The sequence below is a fragment of the Mycolicibacter senuensis genome, assembly GCF_002101885.1.
GTDB classification, from domain to species: domain Bacteria; phylum Actinomycetota; class Actinomycetes; order Mycobacteriales; family Mycobacteriaceae; genus Mycobacterium; species Mycobacterium senuense.
Genome location: NZ_LQPS01000039.1, coordinates 59,415 through 78,128, shown reverse-complemented (window position 1 = coordinate 78,128; position 18,714 = coordinate 59,415). Strand labels below are relative to the sequence as shown.

Annotated in this window: 12 protein-coding genes; 9 read left to right on the top strand and 3 right to left on the bottom strand. The window is 69.7% G+C overall.

Annotated elements, in window-relative coordinates; genetic code table 11:
• Nucleotides 1-905 precede the first annotated feature (905 nt).
• Nucleotides 906-7,004: a beta strand repeat-containing protein gene (locus tag AWC24_RS23355; RefSeq protein ID WP_163705457.1), complete on the bottom strand. Its 6,099-nt coding sequence runs from the start codon at nt 7,002-7,004 to the stop codon at nt 906-908.
• 1,036 nt (nt 7,005-8,040) lie between these two features.
• Between AWC24_RS23355 and AWC24_RS12560 the strand changes: the two genes are divergently transcribed.
• The gene (locus tag AWC24_RS12560; RefSeq protein WP_174813661.1) at nt 8,041-8,268 is read left to right on the top strand and encodes a type II toxin-antitoxin system VapB family antitoxin; all 228 of its coding nucleotides are present in this window, start codon (nt 8,041-8,043) and stop codon (nt 8,266-8,268) included.
• Complete coding sequence (locus tag AWC24_RS12555) at nt 8,265-8,660, top strand: PIN domain-containing protein (RefSeq protein WP_083038112.1); 396 nt, start codon at nt 8,265-8,267, stop codon at nt 8,658-8,660. Before AWC24_RS12560 ends, AWC24_RS12555 begins: the two co-directional genes overlap by 4 nt.
• A gap of 107 nt (nt 8,661-8,767) precedes the next feature.
• On the opposite strand, the gene AWC24_RS12550 is transcribed toward AWC24_RS12555, so the two are convergent.
• Nucleotides 8,768-9,328 carry a hypothetical protein gene (locus AWC24_RS12550; RefSeq protein ID WP_234807354.1) on the bottom strand — a complete coding sequence of 187 codons (561 nt, stop codon included), beginning with the start codon at nt 9,326-9,328 and terminating at the stop codon, nt 8,768-8,770.
• Nucleotides 9,329-9,406: 78 nt separating this feature from the next.
• On the opposite strand from AWC24_RS12550, the gene dprE1 reads away from it, so the two are divergent.
• The 3 genes from dprE1 (at nt 9,407) to AWC24_RS12535 (ending at nt 13,658) form a co-directional block, all read left to right on the top strand.
• Complete coding sequence (gene dprE1, locus AWC24_RS12545; protein WP_085085375.1) at nt 9,407-10,801, top strand: decaprenylphosphoryl-beta-D-ribose oxidase; 1,395 nt, start codon at nt 9,407-9,409, stop codon at nt 10,799-10,801.
• Entirely contained in the window at nt 10,802-11,566 is a 765-nt protein-coding gene (gene dprE2 / locus AWC24_RS12540) for a decaprenylphospho-beta-D-erythro-pentofuranosid-2-ulose 2-reductase (RefSeq protein WP_085085373.1), read from the top strand.
• Between the two features lie 196 nt (nt 11,567-11,762).
• A complete protein-coding gene (locus AWC24_RS12535) occupies nt 11,763-13,658 on the top strand; it encodes a galactan 5-O-arabinofuranosyltransferase (protein WP_085085371.1) in 1,896 nt (631 codons plus the stop codon).
• Here the strand turns inward: AWC24_RS12535 and AWC24_RS12530 are convergent.
• On the bottom strand, nt 13,612-14,307 hold the full coding sequence (locus AWC24_RS12530; protein ID WP_085085369.1) for an alpha/beta hydrolase: 696 nt from the start codon (nt 14,305-14,307) through the stop codon (nt 13,612-13,614). The two genes, AWC24_RS12535 and AWC24_RS12530, sit on opposite strands and share 47 nt — an antisense overlap.
• A gap of 51 nt (nt 14,308-14,358) precedes the next feature.
• Between AWC24_RS12530 and AWC24_RS12525 the strand changes: the two genes are divergently transcribed.
• The 4 genes from AWC24_RS12525 to AWC24_RS22480 all read left to right on the top strand — a co-directional run bounded on the left by AWC24_RS12525 (nt 14,359) and on the right by AWC24_RS22480 (nt 18,676).
• Nucleotides 14,359-17,580 carry an arabinosyltransferase domain-containing protein gene (locus tag AWC24_RS12525; protein ID WP_407663468.1) on the top strand — a complete coding sequence of 1,074 codons (3,222 nt, stop codon included), beginning with the start codon at nt 14,359-14,361 and terminating at the stop codon, nt 17,578-17,580.
• A gap of 87 nt (nt 17,581-17,667) precedes the next feature.
• Nucleotides 17,668-17,976, top strand: a complete 309-nt coding sequence (locus tag AWC24_RS12520) for a type II toxin-antitoxin system Phd/YefM family antitoxin (protein ID WP_085085365.1) — start codon at nt 17,668-17,670, stop codon at nt 17,974-17,976.
• Nucleotides 17,973-18,368, top strand: coding sequence for a PIN domain-containing protein (locus AWC24_RS12515; protein ID WP_083038033.1), 396 nt, complete (start codon nt 17,973-17,975; stop codon nt 18,366-18,368). Before AWC24_RS12520 ends, AWC24_RS12515 begins: the two co-directional genes overlap by 4 nt.
• 131 nt (nt 18,369-18,499) lie before the next feature.
• Nucleotides 18,500-18,676 carry a hypothetical protein gene (locus AWC24_RS22480; RefSeq protein ID WP_165757739.1) on the top strand — a complete coding sequence of 59 codons (177 nt, stop codon included), beginning with the start codon at nt 18,500-18,502 and terminating at the stop codon, nt 18,674-18,676.
• Nucleotides 18,677-18,714: the final 38 nt, after the last annotated feature.

Genomic DNA, 18,714 nt, shown 5'->3' with positions numbered 1-18,714 from the left:
TTCACTGACACGGACGTCCGACCCCTGATCAGGCCGCGAACAGCGGTTTTGAGGCCTGCCGAGGGCCGCGGGAGATCGACATCAATTAATGAGATGATGAATGTTTCTCAGTAACTGTCCTCTTCGGATTAAGCCGACGTGACTGCCGGGTTGGGTTAGCCGGCGTTGCCGCCAAGACCGGCGTGGGGCGCGTGGTCGTGGGCTGTCAACCGCCCCGCACCCGCGGGATTCGTATGGCCGTGGTCAGCCGGAGCCCCTGACCATGGCCTCACCGTCTCAGTTGCTGCCAGCCGTCTCGGTGACGCTGTGCGAGCCGGTCTTCATGGAGCGTTCCCGGAAGGATCTGGCTCGGCGGGCCGCCGGACGCTATGCGCCGGGCACAAGGCACCGTTTCATCGGGGAGTTCGTGCTGGGCTCAGCGAGGCCATCTCCGCCGGCCGGAATGCCGCCGTGGGGGCCTGGATGGGGGCGTCGAATTTGCCGGTTACTAGGTCGTTGGCGCCGACGGTGCTGCCATACTTTCCGTGTGCATTTCCGCGCCCAGAGGCGTCGTTGCGCCGACTCGCCGCAGGCTTCGGTTACCTCCAGTGACGCCGACAGCCGGCGATAGCTGGACGAGGCCGTCAGGTAACCGCTAGCCGTCCGAATCAAGCACGACAGCGTGGCGTGTTGACGCTACAACGCCTGTGCGACCACGTGTCTCGGGCCTCCGAATCCTATACAAGCGCCCAAACCCCCGGTGAGTGATGCCAAATAACAACTGCGGCTGGGTCTTTCGACCCAGCCGCAGAATTGCATCGGTCGACGGCGGAACTACTAGGGGAGCCCGAATCGCCCAGCCCCCGTCCGGTTTACCGACGCCGTCACCGCTACCACCGATGACGGCGGTAGCGGTGACGAGGCGATTACGGCGCGTTATGACCGCTCGGCAGGGTGATGTCCTGATCGCTGGTGTGCACTCCCGGGCCACTGATGATGTCGTCAGACCCACCCCGTCCCGAGGGCCCACTGTTGTCGACACCGTCGCCGTCACCACCGTTGCCAGCCGTGGCGGAGCCGTTGGTCCACGAGCTGCCATCGGGGTCATTGGCAATGTTGTCCGCGCCGACGTGGACGTACCCACCGTCGCCGCCAATCCCGTCAGCACCGATACCCTTGCCGCCCGTGCCGCCGACAGCAGTGACGTCGGTGGCCTTGGCATCCGGTCCCAACGCGGTGATCTGAGCAGGCGCGTTGTAACTGATATTGCCGCCCGTACCACCGTCTACGCCGGCACCACCGCTACCGCCAGTGGCGGATCCGCTGGCCTCGGCATTCGGACCGGTGGCACCGATGCTCCCGATGCTCCCGTTGCCGCCGACCGAGCCGGCGCCCGTCGCGGCACCTCCCGCACCGCCCAAGGAGGTTCCGTGTGCGAGGCCACCGTCGTAGGCGACGTAGGGCCGACCGGCCCAGATGTTGCCGTTTCCGGCCGTGCCGCCCTGGCTGCCGGCCCCGCTGGCGTTACCTCCGGCTCCACCGGTTGCGTCACCGTAAGCGGTGGCCCCATGCTGTGCGTCGATCAGGCCGTTGCCGCCGGTCCCGCCGGCCCCGCCGACGCTACCGTTACCCCCGGCTCCGCCGGTCACAGTGCTTGCAGCGCCGCCATTGTCGGCGTTGGCAGTCACGTGGCCGCCAGTCGCGGCCACGACGTTGGCGTCCCCACCGGTGCCACCGGTAGCACCGTTAGTGCCGCCGCTGCCGCCAAGCCCGCCGGTGGCGTCGGCATCAGAGATCGTGCTGTCTGCGCCGCTGATCCCAATGTTGGCGTTGCCGCCGCCGCCGCCCACGCCGCCAGCAGAGGCAGCCGTCCCGGCTCCGCCCGCGCCGCCGGCCCCGCCGGTAGCATCGCTATTTGTGAGGGAGCCGACGTCGCCACTGCCGTTGACCCCAGCGAAGCCACCGTGGCCACCGGCGGCACCGTCGTTGCCGGCACCGACTCCGCCGTTGCCGCCGGCACCGCCGGCACCGCCCAGGGAGTTGTTGTTGGTACCGAACCACATCTGCGCGTTGCCGCCGTCGCCACCGGCCCCGCCGAGAGCGCCGCCGGTGCCACCGTTCCCGCCGGCCCCTCCGGCGCCGCCGGTGGAGCTGCCACCGAGTGTGCTCGTCGCGGAAGTGCTGCTAGCGGCATCCAGATAGCCGTAGCCGCCGTTCCCGCCGTGCCCATTGCCGACGCCGGTACCGCTGTTACCGCCTGCACCGCCGGTAGCTGTGCCGTCGGTAGTGGTCCAGCCGTACTGGCCGATGACGAAGCCCGTACCACCCCTGCCGCCACTTCCGCCGTCATAGCCGTTGCCGCCAACCCCGCCGGTGCCGGTGCCGTTGATGGCATAGCCCCCGCTGGGGCTACCGCCGGTACCGGCGCCGACAATGCCCGCCCCGCCGGCCCCGCCGTGGCCGCCGGCGTAGCCGCTACCACCAGCGCCGCCGGTGCCGGTGCCGCTCGCGGTGGCGGTGTCGTGTCCGAATCCCGTGGCAGCGACCACCCAGCCGTTGCCTCCGTCGCCACCGACGCTGTTGTCGTCGGTACCGTTGCCGCCCGCCCCGCCGGTGGCGGTGCCGCTGGCCGAACCGCCTGGTGTGTCCTCGTAGCCGCCCCCGACGGTGGCCTTGCCGCCGCCACCGCCGGCGCCGCCGTCGATGCCATCGCCACCAGCGCCACCCGTAGCCGTACCGGTAGCGGTGCTGCCCGTGTTGTAGGCGTAAACGAAGCCGTCGCCGCCGGCACCACCAGTGCCGCCATTGCTGCCGTTGCCGCCCTCGCCGCCTGTCACCGTTGCGGTGTCAACCGCACCGCCGCCGGTTGCCAAGGCACTGGCCGCACCGCCGTTGCCGCCGGTGCCCGACCCGTCGTCGCTCACGCCGGTTCCCGCCGCACCACCGATCGCGTGGGTGTCGGTGATCGTGCTGTCGCTGCCGGTGGCGTTGACCGTCGCCGAGCCACCCGCAGCCGAGTCGCTGCCGGCCACGCCGGTGGCTGAGCTGCCGGTGATCGTGCCGCCGTGCTCTGCCTGCAGCAGCCCGAACCCACCGGCCCCGCCGTCGCCGGCGTTGCCGCCGGTCGCGGAGCTGCCGATCACCACGCTGTTGTCGTCACCGAGCTTGCCGGCGGCGGTCACCTTGGCCAGGCCACCGGCCTGGTCGCCGACGCTGTTGCCGGCGGTCGCGGTGCTGTCCTTCACATAGCCTCCGACGTTGGTGGCCTGCTGGCCCTCATTGCCGGTCTCGACGCTGGCCCGTCCGCCGGCAGCACCATTGACGCCGTCGGCGCCGTCACCGCCGTTGCCGCTGTTCGCGGTGCCGTTGATGATCACGCCGCCTGCCGAGTTGGTCTCAACTCGAGCCTGGCCACCAGCGCCACCAGTGGCGTCGTCACCCGAGCCGCCGTTGCCAGCGGTTGCAGTGCCATCGGCGTTGCTGCCCAGACCCAAAGCCCGGACCCACCCGAGGCCACCGTTGCCGCCGGTACCACCGTTGGAGCCGTCATTGCCGTCGCCGCCGTTGGCGGAACCCGTTGCGGTCGACCCGGCGCTCAGCGCCGCGACGGCACCTGTGCCGCCGTTACCGCCGGTGCCGCCGTCGCCGCCACCGCCGACCCCACCGATGGTGGTGCCGAAGCTGTTGGCCCCCGCTCCGCCGGCGAGAACATGGGCTCCGCCGCCCGTACCACCGGTGCCGCCGTTGCTGGCGTTACCGCCGGTGTTACCGGTAGCAGAGCCGTGGGCGGTGCCGCCCGGGCCGCCGTAGCCCAACGCGGCGTTGGAGTAGCCGCCTTCGATACTGGCCTTACCACCGTCACCACCGGTGCTGGTCGCGTCGGTGCCGCTGCCGCCAGCGCCGCCGGTGACCTGGCCGTAGGCGACACCGCCAGCGCCGGCAGTCAGGTTGCCTGCACCACCGGCACCGCCCTGGCCACCATCGATACCGGCACCGCCGACTCCGCCGGTGGCGGTGCTGTTCATACCCGTGTCGGTGTCACTGGTGACCGTGCCGTTGTTCGCGGTAATCACACCGGCACCGCCGGTTCCGCCGGTTCCGCCATCGGTGCCGCTGCCACCGGTATTGCCGACAGCGTCCGCGTAACCGACGGCACCAGCATTGTTGGCCAGGATCAACGCACCACCGCCGTCACCGCCGATTCCGCCATTGGCGTCACCGCCCCCGGCGTTACCTCCGGTTGCGCTGCTGTGGGCAATGCTGCTGCCGGTGCCGTCTGCCACGATGCCCGCGCCGCCGCCGGTGGAGCCGTTGCTGCCCACCCCGCTGGTGCTACCGGCAGCACCAGCGCTGCCGTTACCACCGATCGCGATGTTGTCGCTGACGGTGCCGCCGTTGGTGCCGATGATGATGGCGCCACCGCCGCCTGCACCGCCGCCACCGCCCTGGCCCGCGGTCGTACCGTCAGCAGCCGCCCCAGTCCCGCCGCCGCCGCCGTGACCGCCGGTCGCACCGTCACCGATGACGCCACCGTCGGCACCGGTGCCACCGTTACCGCCGGCACCCGCAGTGCCCTCACCGCCGGTGGCCACAGCCCCACCATTACCGCCGGCGCCACCGTGACCGCCGGTGAAGCTGCCGGCGCCACCGTCACCGCCGGTGCCGCCGTTACCGGCGGTTCCATCGATGGTTGCGCCACCGTTACCGCCGGTGCCACCCGAGCCGCCAGTGGTCAAAGTCGTGGCGAGAGTGCTTTCGTCAGTGGTGTCGGCCGGTGCGCCGGTCCCACCGTCGCCGCCGTCACCACCGGCGCCGGCCTGGCCGTCCTCGGAGCTACCGCCGACACCACCGTTACCGCCGTGGCCACCGGCCAGCGTGCCGTATAGGCCGGTGTTGCCCTCGCCGGTGGTGTCACCGCCGACGCCGCCGTCGCCACCGTTACCGGCGGTGTCGGTCCCGGTCGCATTCGCACCGGCACCGCCCTGTCCGCCGTAGCCGCCGTGGCCGGAGCCCTCGCCACCGGCACCACCCGTACCACCGTTGCCGCCAATGTGGTCCCCGCCGACCGCGCCGCCGGTACCACCGTTACCACCAGTGCCGCCATAGACGCCCTTGCCGCCGACACCACCGTCACCACCGGTCCCGGCGTGGAAGCCGGTCCCACCGTTACCACCGTTGCCACCGGAAGCACCCGCACCGATCGAGGCGGGGTTTGCTGGGCTCAGGCCGTTGCCGATGAAGTTGCCATCGCCATCCCTGGCCGCGTCGCCACCGACACCACCGGTGCCGCCATTGCCGCCGTCACCCTGGTGAGCGTGCGTGCCATCGGCCTCGAGACCGCCCTGGCCGCCGTTACCGCCGTTACCACCAGTACCGCCGGCCGTCGGCGAGTTGATGCCGCTCTGCGTACCGGCTTGACCGGTCGCGCCGTCACCACCGTTACCGCCGACGCCGGCCGCACCAGCAGCCGCATGGCTGCCGTCAACCTCTAGGCCGCCCTTGCCGGCGTTGCCGCCGACGCCGCCGTCGCCGCCGTGGGCACCGGCCACCGCGAGCGGGTCAGTGGCGGCGTCGTAGCCCTGGCCACCGGTACCACCGTTGCCGCCCTTACCGGCGCTGCCGTTGGCGCCGTCGGCGGCGTGGTTGCCGCCACCGGAGTCACCACCGGCGCCACCCTTGCCCGCGTCGCCGCCATCGCCACCGTTGCCGCCGGCACCACCGGTCGTGCTGGTCGCCGTGCCCGCCTTGCCCACGCCGCCGTTGGCGCCGTCGCTGCCGCTACCACCGGCACCACCAACACCGCCAACGCCATGCGCCCCGTCCGTGGAGCCCTCACCGCCAGCACCACCAGCACCGCCGGCACCACCATTGCCACCATCGGTACCCGGCAAAGCGTCCTCGTCGGAGGCGGCGTCATAGCCGGCACCACCAACACCACCTTCGCCACCGTTACCGCCGACGCCCTGGATCCCGGCCAGGCCATCGGCACCCTTGGCGGCGAACCAACCGCCCGCACCGCCCGCGCCCGCGTTACCGGCGGCACCACCGGCACCACCTTCGCCACCGTCACCAGCGGCCGTGCCGTCCGGGTCGTCCGCGTCACCGGCGGTGCCGGCCGCGCCCTCGCCACCTTCGCCGCCGGCGCCACCAATGCCACCCGCGCCGCCTTTACCGCCGGCGCCAAAGAACGTCGAGCCCTTACCGCCGGCGCCGCCGTTACCGCCCTTACCGCCGGTACCACCGTTGGTTCCGTCAGCGCCGGCCACCGCGCCCGCCGTACCCGCAGCACCGATCGCACCGGCGCCACCGTCACCACCGTTACCCGCGGTGCTGAAGAAGCCCCACGTAGCGGCGTCACCACCATTGCCGCCGTTACCGCCTTCGTCGCCGCCGGCACCACCGTCACCGCCGGAGCTGAACCACGAGAACAGCCCGGCGGCACCGCCGTCACCGCCGTCACCTGATTCGAAGCCGTTGCCGCCGTTACCGCCGTCGCCGCCGAACAGGCCGGCCTGGCCGCCGTCGCCACCGTTGTCGGCGTCGGCGCCGGTCCCCGTCCCGTCAGCGGTCCAGCCGTCGCCACCATTGCCCCAGATCCAGCCACCGGCGTAGCCATCCGGGTGGGCTTCGGTGCCGTCCTGGCCGTTACCGAACGGCATCAGCCAGTTGATGTCGCCCCAGTTGAAGGCGGCGGCCGAACCGGGCAGGTCGGCGACGGCCGAGCCCGCGGCGTTCAGGTCGAGATCGGCCAGGACCGCGTCCCAGGTGCTCTGACTGCCGAGGCCGTCGAAGAAGGCCGACCAACTGGCCGGGTCCAAGACCACCTCCCAGGCGCCCTGATCCCCGAGGTTGGCGCCCAACCCGGCGAAGGCGTCGCCCAGATCCTGACCGAGCAGGTCGATGAGCACGTCGTCGAAGTCGGCGTGCGCCGGCGCGACCGCGGTCGGGGCCATCCCGAACGCGAGGAACGCACCGACGGCGCTGCCGGCACCAACCACCCGGCTACGACGACGACCTTTGGACACACTTTGACGTTGACGAGACATGACCTGATTCCCCTTAGCTTGCACATAGCGGCGGCACAACAAACGCTGTGTGGGGCTACGTTAACGCTAATTCTCGTCGCGTCAACCCCGGTACACAAAGCCGGAATGACGCGAGTTACCCGTCAGTAATGGGCGCTAACATGGCCTTATAGGCCTGAATCAGCACTGTCTTGTCGGTCAAACTTTCTTAGAAAATTTTCCAATTCTCAGAAAAAGACTGCTTGTCTATTGGTTGCCAGATGCGCCTTCTGGCGAGCTATTCCCGCAGGTCATCGGCTTCTTTTAGCGCTTCGCCACTCGCCTGCCCCACTGGTCGCTGCCACCTCGGGTCGCCCCGAATGCTGAACACCGCCTCAACCTCAGCCACAGTTAATTGACGTACCCGTCAATTTAGTACACGTGAGGTGGACTAGATCGCTGCGGCCCCGTCGAGCCGAACAGGCGCGATAAGCACAGCCCACTAAAGGCTTTCTGACGCCACAGCTTGACAGGTGGCGCCGTGAAACTAACCTCGCCATTCACTTAGCTGCGGTAATGATTCTTGTCGGTAATCAGGATGCATGTTGAATGGTGTCACTGCTTCAACCGGGAAAAGCGCAGTTCGAACGCATGCGCCGGCCTTCACGCTCGACCCCGCGGGCCGCCGCGCCGTGGACGGCACGGCTGCTGCGGTCCCGCTCCAGCCCGTTCGATCCCACGCCTCCACCTCGCTTACGTAGACCACACAAACTCAGCCTCGTCATAGAAAACGGCGGGGGAGGGGGTCCAGCCTGAGCTCGTGCTGGTAGACGCTGACGGACTCACGTACACGAGAGCTCCACCGTCGCGGGCCGCCTCCGCGGGCGTCTTCCTGGCGTTCGGGCTCCCGCCTTGGACACCACTGTCGCTGGGACACGGCGAAGTTTCTGACGACGTCGTCGAGCAGATGCTGTCGCCGTTCCCGGCTACCGCCCCGGACTGCCCATCCCCGGGGCGGTCGCGATATTATGTACTTATACACTGTTAATATGTATGCATGACGGTGAAGCGGACAACAATCGAGCTCGACGAGGAGCTGGTGCGCAAGGCCCAGTCGGTGACCGGCAGCACGCTGCGATCCACGGTGGAATCAGCGTTGCGCCGGCTGATAGCCGAGGCGCAGGGCGAGGCCGACGAGCGGCGGCGACGGATCACCGAGCACCTGGCGAGCGCGGGCAAGCAGGTCGACACCGATGCGCTGTTGTCTGACCAGGCGTGGCGATGACCCTCTGGCTGCTCGACAAGAGCGCGCACGTGCGGCTTGTGGGCGGTGCGGCGTTGCCGGACGATATCGACCTGGCCGACGTGGCTCTCTGTGAGATGAGCGAACTCGAGTGGCTGTACTCGGCGCGGTCCGGCGCCGACTACGACAGCCAGTCCGCCGCGGTTCGTGACGCCTACCCGGTGCTGTCCGCACCGGCCGACATCTTCGACCGGGTTCGCCGCCTTCAGCGTGATCTGGCCCATCATCGCGGGATGTGGCATCGAACGCCGTTACCCGACTTGTTCATCGCGGAGACAGCGCTGTACCACGGGGCCGGCGTCTTGCATCGCGACCGCGATTACCAGCGGATCAGCAAGGTGCGGAGCGACTTTCAGGTCCGCGAACTCCGCTGAGCTTGCCATCGCCCGCGGACCTCCCGTACTGCCCCGGAAACGACTCAGCACCGGCTGCGCGACTGGCGCAACCGGTGCTGAGATCGGATAACGGATTCTGAAGGGGGTTACTCCGGCTGGCAGAGGTTGTCGAGCACGTCGATCTGACCGCGCAGCTGGTCGCGCAGCGGCTGCTGCACCGAGTCGTCCGGCGAGTGCCCGGCCAGGTAGTTGATGCTCAGCGCCTCCAGCGTGTCGGCCATGTCGCCGACGGCCTTGGACAGGTCATCCGGGGTGGCCGGATTGGCCTCCAGGCGCTGGTGCAGGAACGCACCGCCGGCGAACAACGACAGCCGGGCGTTGGTGCCGACCGCCAGGTCACCGGCCAGGTCGCCGGGCACCGGGTTCTGCAGGTTGGTGTTGAACTGGGTGCCTTGGCGCACCACGGCCTGCGCGTCGCAGATCTTGCCCTTGGCTTCCTGGCGCTGATCGCCGGAGAATTTCTGGCCCGTCGACGGGTAGAACCAGCCGAAGACGGCCAACACGATGGCGAGCACCGACAACGCGAGAGCGGCGATCGTCGGCACCGACAGTCCCGAGGACGAAGTGGAAGTTTTCGGAAAACCCGCGGTCTTGGGCTTGGCGGGCTTGGCCGAAGAGGCGGAATCTGTGGGGGGAGTCTCAGGCATTGCGCGATCGTAACGGTAGTCATCCGATTAGTCACGCGGAACCGGTTTGCGGGCGCGTTGGCGGTACCCTCACTTGCGATGTTGAGCACCGAGTTGCAGACGACCACGCGGCGGCTGACGGGTTGGGGCCGCACCGCGCCGAGCGTGGCGCAGGTGCTGTCCACCCCGGACGTCGAGATCATCGCCAAAGCCGTGGCGCGCGCATCCGATCACGGATCCCTCGCGAACCGGCGCGGCGTGATCGCCCGCGGCCTGGGTCGCTCCTACGGCGACAACGCCCAGAACGGCGGCGGCCTGGTCGTCGACATGACCGCGCTGAACCGGATCCACTCGATCTCCGCCGATGACGGCGTCGTCGACGTCGACGGCGGCGTCAGCCTGGACCAGTTGATGAAGGCCGCCTTGCCGTTCGGCCTGTGGGTACCGGTGCTGCCGGGCACCCGCCAGGTCACCATCGGCGGCGCGATCGCCTGCGACATCCACGGCAAGAACCACCACAGTGAGGGCAGTTTCGGCAACCACGTGGTGTCGATGGAGTTGCTGACCGCCGACGGTTCGGTGCGGCATCTGACTCCGGACGGCTCCGAGGCCGAGTTGTTCTGGGCCACCGTCGGCGGCAACGGGCTGACCGGGATCATCGTGCGCGCCGTCATCGCGATGACCCCCACCGAAACCGCGTACTTCATCAACGACGGCGACAACACCGCCGACCTGGACGAGACCGTGGCGTTCCACAGCGACGGCAGCGAGGCCGACTACACCTACTCTTCGGCCTGGTTCGACGCCGTCAGCGCGCCACCGAAACTCGGCCGGGCGGCCATCACCCGGGGCCGGCTGGCACTACGCGACGAGCTGCCCAAGAAGCTGGCCCGCAACCCGCTGAAATTCGACGCGCCGCAGCTGATGACGGTGCCCGACATCTTCCCGAACGGGTTGATGAACAAGCTGTCGGCCAGCGTGATCGGCGAGCTGTACTACCGGCGCGGCGGGCACTACCGCGGCAAGATCCAGAACCTGACGCAGTTCTACCACCCGCTGGACCTGCTGGGGGAATGGAATCGGGCCTACGGCACGGCGGGTTTCGCCCAGTACCAGTTCCTGGTTCCCACCGAGGCGGTCGAGGAGTTCAAGGCGATCATCCGCGACATCCAGGCCAGCGGGCACTCGTCGGCGCTGAACGTGTTCAAACTGTTCGGACCCGGCAACCGGGCGCCGCTGAGCTTCCCGATGGCCGGCTGGAACGTCGCCATGGACTTTCCGATCAAGCCCGGGCTCGACGAGTTCCTCAACGGGCTGGACCGCCGGGTGATGGAGTTCGGCGGCCGGCTCTACACCGCCAAGGATTCCCGCACCACCGCGGAGAATTTCCACGCCATGTACCCGCGCATCGACGAGTGGATTGCGGTGCGCCGCAGGGCCGACCCCGACGGGGTCTTCGCCTCCGACATGGCCCGACGTTTGGAGCTGCTGTAGATGGTGCTTGACGCCACCGGAAATCCCCAGTCCATCCTGGTGCTCGGCGGTACGTCCGAGATCGGGCTGGCGATCTGTGCGCGCTACCTGCGCCACGCCTCGGCGAGCGTGGTGCTGGCCTGTCTGCCGGGCGATCCCGGCCGCGACGACGCCGTGGCGCAGCTGGAGGCGGCCGGTGCCAAGTCGGTGCGGGTGATCGACTTCGACGCCCTCGACACCGCCGCTCACCCGGCGATGATCGACGCCGCCTTCAGCGACGGCGATATAGATGTCGCGATCGTGGCGTTCGGCATGGACGCCGACGCCGAGGAGCTCTGGCACAACCAGGCCAAGGCCGTGCAGGTCGCCGGGATCAACTACACCGCAGCGGTTTCGGTCGGGGTGTTGCTGGCGAACAAGATGGGCGCCCAGGGCTTCGGGCAGATCATCGTAATGAGTTCGGTGGCCGGTGAGCGGGTGCGCCGCACCAACTTCGTCTACGGCTCCACCAAGGCCGGGCTCGACGGCTTCTACCTCGGCCTGGGTGAGGCGCTCCGCGACGACGGGGTGCGGGTGCTGGTGATCCGGCCCGGCCAGGTGCGCACCCGGTTCTCCGCACACGTCAAGGAGGCGCCGCTGACCGTCGACAAGGAAGACGTCGCCGAGCTGGCGGTCACCGCGGCCGCCAAGGGCAAGGAATTGGTGTGGGCGCCAGGGGCTTTCCGCTACGTGATGATGGTGCTGCGGCACGTCCCGCGGGCGATCTTCCGCCGACTGCCCATCTGATCCCGGTCGCCTCCCCTATGCCGCCCACGCCTCACCGCCCCCCGCCGAGTGTGCGTTTTGGCATGAAATCACCGGCATATCGCGCCCAAACCGCACACTCGGCGCGCTGCCACCCCCGGGCGATCGCCCGCTGTCGCTCAAAGGCGGGCAACAGCCACACCCCCTCCGCCGCCGCCGACTCGACAGGCCGCCGCTGATGCGCACCGCGCTGGCCACCGTCGGGCAGATGATCCTGGCCGGCGTCATCGCCGTCGTCGTCGCCGTGGTCGCACTGCTGGCCATCGCCCGGGTGCAATGGCCGGCCTACCCGTCGTCGAACCAACTGCACGCGCTGACCACCGTCGGGCAGGTCGGCTGTCTGGCCGGGTTGGCCGGCGCCGGCTTGCTGTGGCGGCGCGGCCGGCGGGCGCTGGCGTGGCTGGCGGCGGTGGTGTTAACCAGCGCGTTCTCGGTGGTGACGCTGGCGATGCCGCTGGGCGCCACCAAGCTGTATCTGTTCGGGATCTCGGTGGACCAGCAGTTCCGCACCGAATACCTGACCCGGTTGACCGACAGCCCAGCGCTACACGACATGACCTACCTCGGGCTGCCGTCGTACTACCCGCCGGGCTGGTTCTGGCTGGGCGGCCGGGCCGCGGCGCTGACCGGCATCCCGGGCTGGGAGATGTACAAGCCGTGGGCGATCACCTCGATGGCGGTGGCGGCCGCGGTCGCTCTGGTGCTGTGGAACAAGCTGATCCGCTTCGAGTACGCGCTGATCGCCACCATCGCCGGCGCCGCGATCACGCTGGCCTACAGCTCCCCGGAGCCCTATGCGGCGATGATCACCGTGTTGCTGCCGCCGGTGCTGATCATGGCCTGGTCGGGCCTGCGGGCCCCCGGGCGCCGCTCCTTCGCGAATGACGGCGCCGGCGGGCGAACGGGCGGAGGAGCCCTTGTGGGCACCGGCCTCTTCCTCGGCTTCGCCGCCACCTTCTACACCCTGCTGGTGGCCTACAGCGCGTCCACCGTGACGCTGATGGCGCTGCTGCTGGCGGCGTCGCGCCTCCGCGACGGCCTCAAAGCGGCGCTGCGCCCACTGGCCCGCCTGCTGGTGATCGGTGTCATCGCGGTGGCCATCGCGGCAATCACCTGGACGCCGTATCTGCTGGCCACACTGAACCACCCGGTCAGCGACACCGGCAGCGCCCGGCACTATCTGCCCGGCGACGGCGCCGAGCTGAGCTTCCCGATGCTGCAGTTCACCCTGCTCGGCGCGCTGTGCCTGCTGGGCACCGGATGGCTGGTGGTCAAAGCCCGCAGCTCCACCCGGGCGGGCGCACTGGCGATCGGCGTCGTCGGCGTCTACCTGTGGTCCCTGCTGTCGATGGTGTCGACGCTGGCCCGCACCACGCTGCTGAGTTTCCGGCTGCAGCCGACGCTGACCGTGCTGCTGGCCACCGCCGGGGTGTTCGGCTTCATCGAGGGCACCCGGGCGCTCAGCCGGGCCGGGACCGGTTGGCATCTGGTGGTGCATCCGGTGGCTACCGCCGTCGGGCTGGCCGGGGCGCTGGCGTTCACCCAGGACATCCCCGAGGTGCTGCGGCCCGACATCACCGTGGCCTACACCGACACCGACGGCCACGGCCAGCGCGGCGACCGGCGCCCGCCCGGCGCGGCGAAGTACTACGAAGCGGTTGACGCCGCCATCACCAAGGCCACCGGCAAGGCGCGCGACGAGACGGTGGTGCTCACCGCCGACTACAGCTTCTTGTCCTACTACCCCTACTGGGGGTTCCAGGGCCTGACGAGCCACTACGCCAACCCGCTGGCGCAGTTCTCCGCGCGCGCCGCCGCGATCGAGGCCTGGTCGAAGCTGGAGACCTCGGCGCAGTTCACCCGCGCCCTCGACGACCTGCCCTGGCCGGCGCCGACGGTGTTCCTGCTGCGGCCCGGTGCCGGGGACACCTACGCGTTGCGGCTGGCCAAGGACGTCTATCCCAACCATCCCAACGTGAAGCGCTACACCGTGGAACTGGACGCCGCGCTGTTCGACGGGCCGGCATTCAGCGTGGAGAAGATCGGCCCGTTCGTGCTGGCGGTGCGGCGGTGATGCGCTCGGCCACCTCGGCTGCGACCGCCAACGTGCGGCGGTCGGTGGCGGCCGCATAGCGGTCGGCCTCGGGGTCGTAGGTTGCTCCGGCGATCGACCCGTGATCGGCGGACAGCTCGTACGACTCCACCGGCCACCGGTGGTGCGCCAGGGCGGCGGCGAACTCGCGGCTGGCCGTCACCGGGACGACATCGTCGGATGTGCCGTGCAGCAGCGTGATCGGGCAGCGCCGGCCGCCCGGCAGCCCGGCCACCGGATGCTCGCCGCTGATCGGGTCGGCAACCATGAACGCGCCGGCCAGGCAGACCACGTGGGAGAAGCTGACGTCGTAGCGGCTCGCGTGCACCGCCAGCCCGGCGGCGGCGAGGCCGCCCATCGACCAGCCCACCAGGATCAGGCCGTCGGCGTCGTCAGCGCGTTCGCGCGCGAACTGCACCGATCCCAGCAGATCTGCGCGCCCGCCGTCGTCGTGGTGGGAATTCCAGTCGGGCACCACCACGTGCACGTCGTGCGCGGCCACCAGTTCGGCCAGCGGCCGGAGCGCCGTGCGGGCGTCGGGCTGCTTGCCGTGCCACAGCAGCGCGGTCCGCTGGGAACGCTCACCGAACAAATCGGCGAGCCGGCCGGGGGCGTAATCGACAGTGTCCATAGTCCGAGTCTGCCCGGCTAGACACACCACGCGGGGCCGCCGAGCGCCCCGATAGCATCTAGGTCCGTGACCGATACGCGCGCCGACTTCCGCATCGCTCGGGCCGTCGCCGTCGTCGCCGGCGTACTGGGCACCCTGCTGGCGATCCTCACCCCATTGTTGCCGGTCAAGCAGACCACCGCCGAACTCAACTGGCCGCAGAACGGTGCGTGGGCCAGCGTGCAAGCACCGCTGATCAGCTATGTGGCCACCGATCTGGACATCACCGTGCCATGCCGGGCCGCCGCGGGCCTGACCAAGACCAACACCGTGCTGCTGTCCACGGTGCCCAAGCAGGCGCCCAAGGCCGTCGACCGCGGACTGCTCATCGAACGCGTCAACGACGACCTGGTCCTGGTGGTGCGCAACGTGCCGGTGGTGGTGGCGCCGCTGTCGCAGGTGCTCGGCCCCGACTGCCAGAAGCTGACGTTCACCGCGCACGCCGACCGGGTCACCGCCGAGTTCGTCGGCCTCAAGCACGGACCCAACGCCGAGCACCCCGGCTCACCGCTGACCGGCACCCGCAGCGGCTATGACTTCCGGCCGCAGATCGTCGGCGTCTACACCGACCTGTCCGGGCCGGCGCCGGACGGACTGGACTTCAGCGCCACTGTCGACAGCCGCTTCTCCAGCGCGCCGACGCCGCTGAAGCTGGCCGCGATGATCCTCGGGGTGGCGCTGACGATCCTCGCGCTGATCGCCCTGCATGTGCTGGACACCGCCGACGGCACCCGGCACCGCCGGTTCCTGCCGGCCCGCTGGTGGTCGATGTCGCCGCTGGACGCGCTGGTCACCCTGGTCCTGGTGTGGTGGCACTTCATCGGGGCCAACACCAGCGACGACGGCTACATCCTGACCATGGCGCGCATCTCCGAGCACGCCGGCTACATGGCCAACTTCTACCGCTGGTTCGGCACCCCGGAGGCGCCGTTCGGCTGGTACTACGACCTACTGGCGGTGTGGTCGCAGGTGTCGACCACCAGCATCTGGATGCGACTGCCCACGCTGGGCATGGCACTGGCCTGCTGGTGGCTGATCAGCCGCGAAGTGCTGCCCCGGCTGGGCCACGCCGTCAAACACAGCACGGCGGCGGCCTGGACCGCGGCCGGCATGTTCCTGGCGTTCTGGCTGCCGCTCAACAACGGGCTGCGCCCGGAGCCGATCATCGCGCTGGGCATCCTGGCGACCTGGTGCTCGGTGGAGCGGGCGGTGGCCACCAGCCGACTGCTGCCGTTGGCGGTCGCCTGCATCATCGGCGCGCTGACGCTGTTCTCCGGGCCGACCGGGATCGCCTCCATCGGTGCGCTGTTGGTGGCGATCGGGCCGCTGCGCACCATCTTGCACCGGCGCTCGGCACAGTTCGGGTTGGCACCGCTGCTGGCGCCGATCGCCGCCGCGATCAGCATCACCGCGATCGTGATCTTCCGCGACCAGACGTTGGCCGGCGAGCTGGAGGCCAGCACCCTGAAATCCGCGGTCGGGCCCAGCCTGGCCTGGTTCGAGGAGCATGTCCGCTACGAGCGGCTGTTCCTGGCCACCCCGGACGGTTCGGTGGCGCGCCGGTTCCCGGTGCTGGCGCTGGGTGTCGCGCTGGCGGTGAGCGTGGCGATGGCGTTGCGCAAGGGCCGGATTCCCGGCACCGCGGCCGGGCCGAGCCGGCGCATCATCGGGATCACCATCATCTCGTTCATCGCGATGATGTTCACCCCCACCAAGTGGACGCACCACTTCGGGGTGTTCGCCGGGCTGGCCGGTTCGCTGGGTGCGCTGGCCGCCGTCGCGGTGGGCGCCGCGGCGATGCATTCGCGGCGCAACCGGACGCTGTTCACCGCGCTGGTGCTGTTCATCACCGCGCTGTCGTTCGCCAGCGTCAACGGCTGGTGGTACGTCTCCAACTTCGGGGTGCCGTGGTCGAACGCGTTCCCCAAGTGGCATCTGGCGTTCGCCACCGTGGGCGTGGGGCTGACGGTGCTCGCGTTGCTGGTCGCGGCGTGGTTCCACTTCGTCAACGGCGAGGACCGACCGCCGCGCTGGGCGGCGCTCTCCGGCTACCCGCTGGCAATCGCCTCCTGGGCGCTGATCACCTTCCAGGTGGTGTCGCTGACGGTGTCGATGCTCGGCCAGTACCCGGCGTGGACGGTGGGCCGGTCGAACCTGGCCGCCATTCCCGTGCTGGGCACCGGCAAGACGTGCGGGCTGGCCGATGACGTACTGGTGGAACAGGACCCCAACGCCGGGATGCTCGAGCCGATCGACACACCCGTCGCCGACGCACTCGGCGCGACGTTCTCGGCCGGGTTCGCGCCCAACGGGATTCCCGCCGACGTCTCCGCCGACCAGGTGATCGGCCCGCCCGGGCTGGGCCGCCTGGCCGACGACGACGCGCAGACCGGCGCCGAGACCAGCGGCGAGGCCGGCACCGAGGGCGGCACCACCGCCCGCGAGGGCATCAACGGCTCGCGGGCCCGGCTGCCCTACAAGCTGGATCCGGCCCGGGTGCCGGTGCTGGGCAGCTGGCGTCCCGGGGTGCAGGTGCCCGCGCAGCTGCGCTCGACGTGGTACCGGCTGCCCGCCGACCGGGCGAACGCCGGGCCGCTGCTGGTGGTGGCGGCCGCCGGCCGGTTCGACCGGGGTGAGGTGACCGCGCAGTGGGCCACCGACGCCGGTGCCGCCAACGACAAGCCGGGCGGCACCATCGACTTCGGTGACATCGGGGCGGTGCCGGCGTGGCGCAACCTGCGCACGCCGATGTCGGCGATCCCGGCCGAGGCCACCCGGATCCGGTTGGTGGTCCGCGACGACGACCTGGCGCCGCAGCACTGGATCGCGGTGACGCCGCCGCGCGTTCCGCAGCTGCGCAGCCTGCAGGACGTGGTGGGGTCGTCGGACCCGGTGCTGCTGGACTGGCTGGTGGGTCTGGCGTTCCCGTGCCAGCGGCCGTTCGGCCACCAGAACGGGGTGACCGAGGTGCCCAAGTGGCGGATCCTGCCGGACCGCTTCGGCGCCGAGGCGAACTCGCCGGTGATGGACAACAACGGCGGTGGCCCGCTGGGCATCACCGAGCTATTGGTGCGCGCGACCACGGTGCCCAGCTATCTGAACCACGACTGGTTCCGGGACTGGGGTGCGCTGCAGCAGTTGACGCCGTACTACCCTGCGGCGACGCCGGCTGAGCTGGAGCTGGGCACGGCGGTCCGGTCCGGGTTGTGGAGCCCGGCGCCGCTGCGGCACTGAGTTTCCTGGCGGTTTCTGGGTTTCTCCGCGCGGCACCTCGGCCCACAATGTGCTACATATGAGCTACAACGGTGCTACCCTGTCGTCATGGAAGTGGAGTCGGTGGGGATTCGTGAACTTCGACAGAACGCCTCGCGGGTCATCGACGCGGCGGCGAAGGGAACGACGTTCCAGGTCACCAACCACGGCGCGGCCACTGGTGTGGTGATCGTCAGGGGGCAGGACCCGTCGCCCGAGCAACCCTCCCGCGCCGCCCCCGAACGTACCGGCGCCAGTCCCGAACAGATCATGGCCTCGGGGTTGTATGACAGTCCCAGGCCAGACCATTACGAAGCCGAGATGTTGCGACTCGTCGAAAGCGGCCGGGATCAATCCGGTCGAGTCGGCGGCCCGTGAAGATCCACCTCGACACGAATCTGTTGATTCAACGCCCGCATTGGGAGCGCCTTCCGCCCGGGACCCACCAACTATTGGTGTCGGCAATTGCCTTCGCCGAATTCAGTGAGGGTACGACCCACCCGGATCCGCAGATCGCCGCGCGGGCACGGGTGGACCTCACCCGGTTACGCCACGCCTACGGGGAGGGCGTTGGGTTCACCCAGCGTGAAGCGGACGTGTACCGCGAACTGTGTGCGATCATCGCTGCCTCCGGGCGAACGACCGGCAGAAGGCGCCGGGTCGATGTGATGATCGCGGCCGTCGCCGTCGCCGACAACGCCGCACTGGCAACCCGCAACCCCGCCGACTTCGCCGGCTTGGACGCGGTGCTGCAGGTGATCGAGCTTTGATCCGACCTGCCTGCCGTCGCGGCTCCGGACCATTTGGACAGTTGCCCACCTCCGAGCGACAACGTGCGTTATGTCAGACCGCGATGGCAGGGTCCGGTCATGATGTCAGGCCGCGATGGCAAGGTCCGGTCATGACGTCGAAGGCGATCTCGGATGCGTTGCGATGGGAGCGCGAGCACGGCCGGGTGTACCGGCGCGGCCGCGGACTCTACGGCCCGGCGTTTATGCCGCGCAGCACCGAGTATCGGATCCACCAGCGGGTGATGGCGCTGCGCGCCCGGGCCGCCGCGTTGCGCGACCCGACATGACGTGCAGTGTCGCTCGTAGGCGGGCAACAACCACATAT

Excerpts from the sequence above, each read along its gene's own strand:
- AWC24_RS12560 (WP_174813661.1), top strand. The coding sequence starts at position 8,041 with ATGACGGTGAAGCGGACAACAATCGAGCTCGACGAGGAGCTGGTGCGC.
- AWC24_RS12555 (WP_083038112.1), top strand. The coding sequence starts at position 8,265 with ATGACCCTCTGGCTGCTCGACAAGAGCGCGCACGTGCGGCTTGTGGGC.
- AWC24_RS12550 (WP_234807354.1), bottom strand. The coding sequence starts at position 9,328 with ATGCCTGAGACTCCCCCCACAGATTCCGCCTCTTCGGCCAAGCCCGCC.
- dprE1 (WP_085085375.1), top strand. The coding sequence starts at position 9,407 with ATGTTGAGCACCGAGTTGCAGACGACCACGCGGCGGCTGACGGGTTGG.
- dprE2 (WP_085085373.1), top strand. The coding sequence starts at position 10,802 with ATGGTGCTTGACGCCACCGGAAATCCCCAGTCCATCCTGGTGCTCGGC.
- AWC24_RS12535 (WP_085085371.1), top strand. The coding sequence starts at position 11,763 with ATGCGCACCGCGCTGGCCACCGTCGGGCAGATGATCCTGGCCGGCGTC.
- AWC24_RS12530 (WP_085085369.1), bottom strand. The coding sequence starts at position 14,307 with ATGGACACTGTCGATTACGCCCCCGGCCGGCTCGCCGATTTGTTCGGT.
- AWC24_RS12520 (WP_085085365.1), top strand. The coding sequence starts at position 17,668 with ATGGAAGTGGAGTCGGTGGGGATTCGTGAACTTCGACAGAACGCCTCG.
- AWC24_RS22480 (WP_165757739.1), top strand. The coding sequence starts at position 18,500 with ATGACGTCGAAGGCGATCTCGGATGCGTTGCGATGGGAGCGCGAGCAC.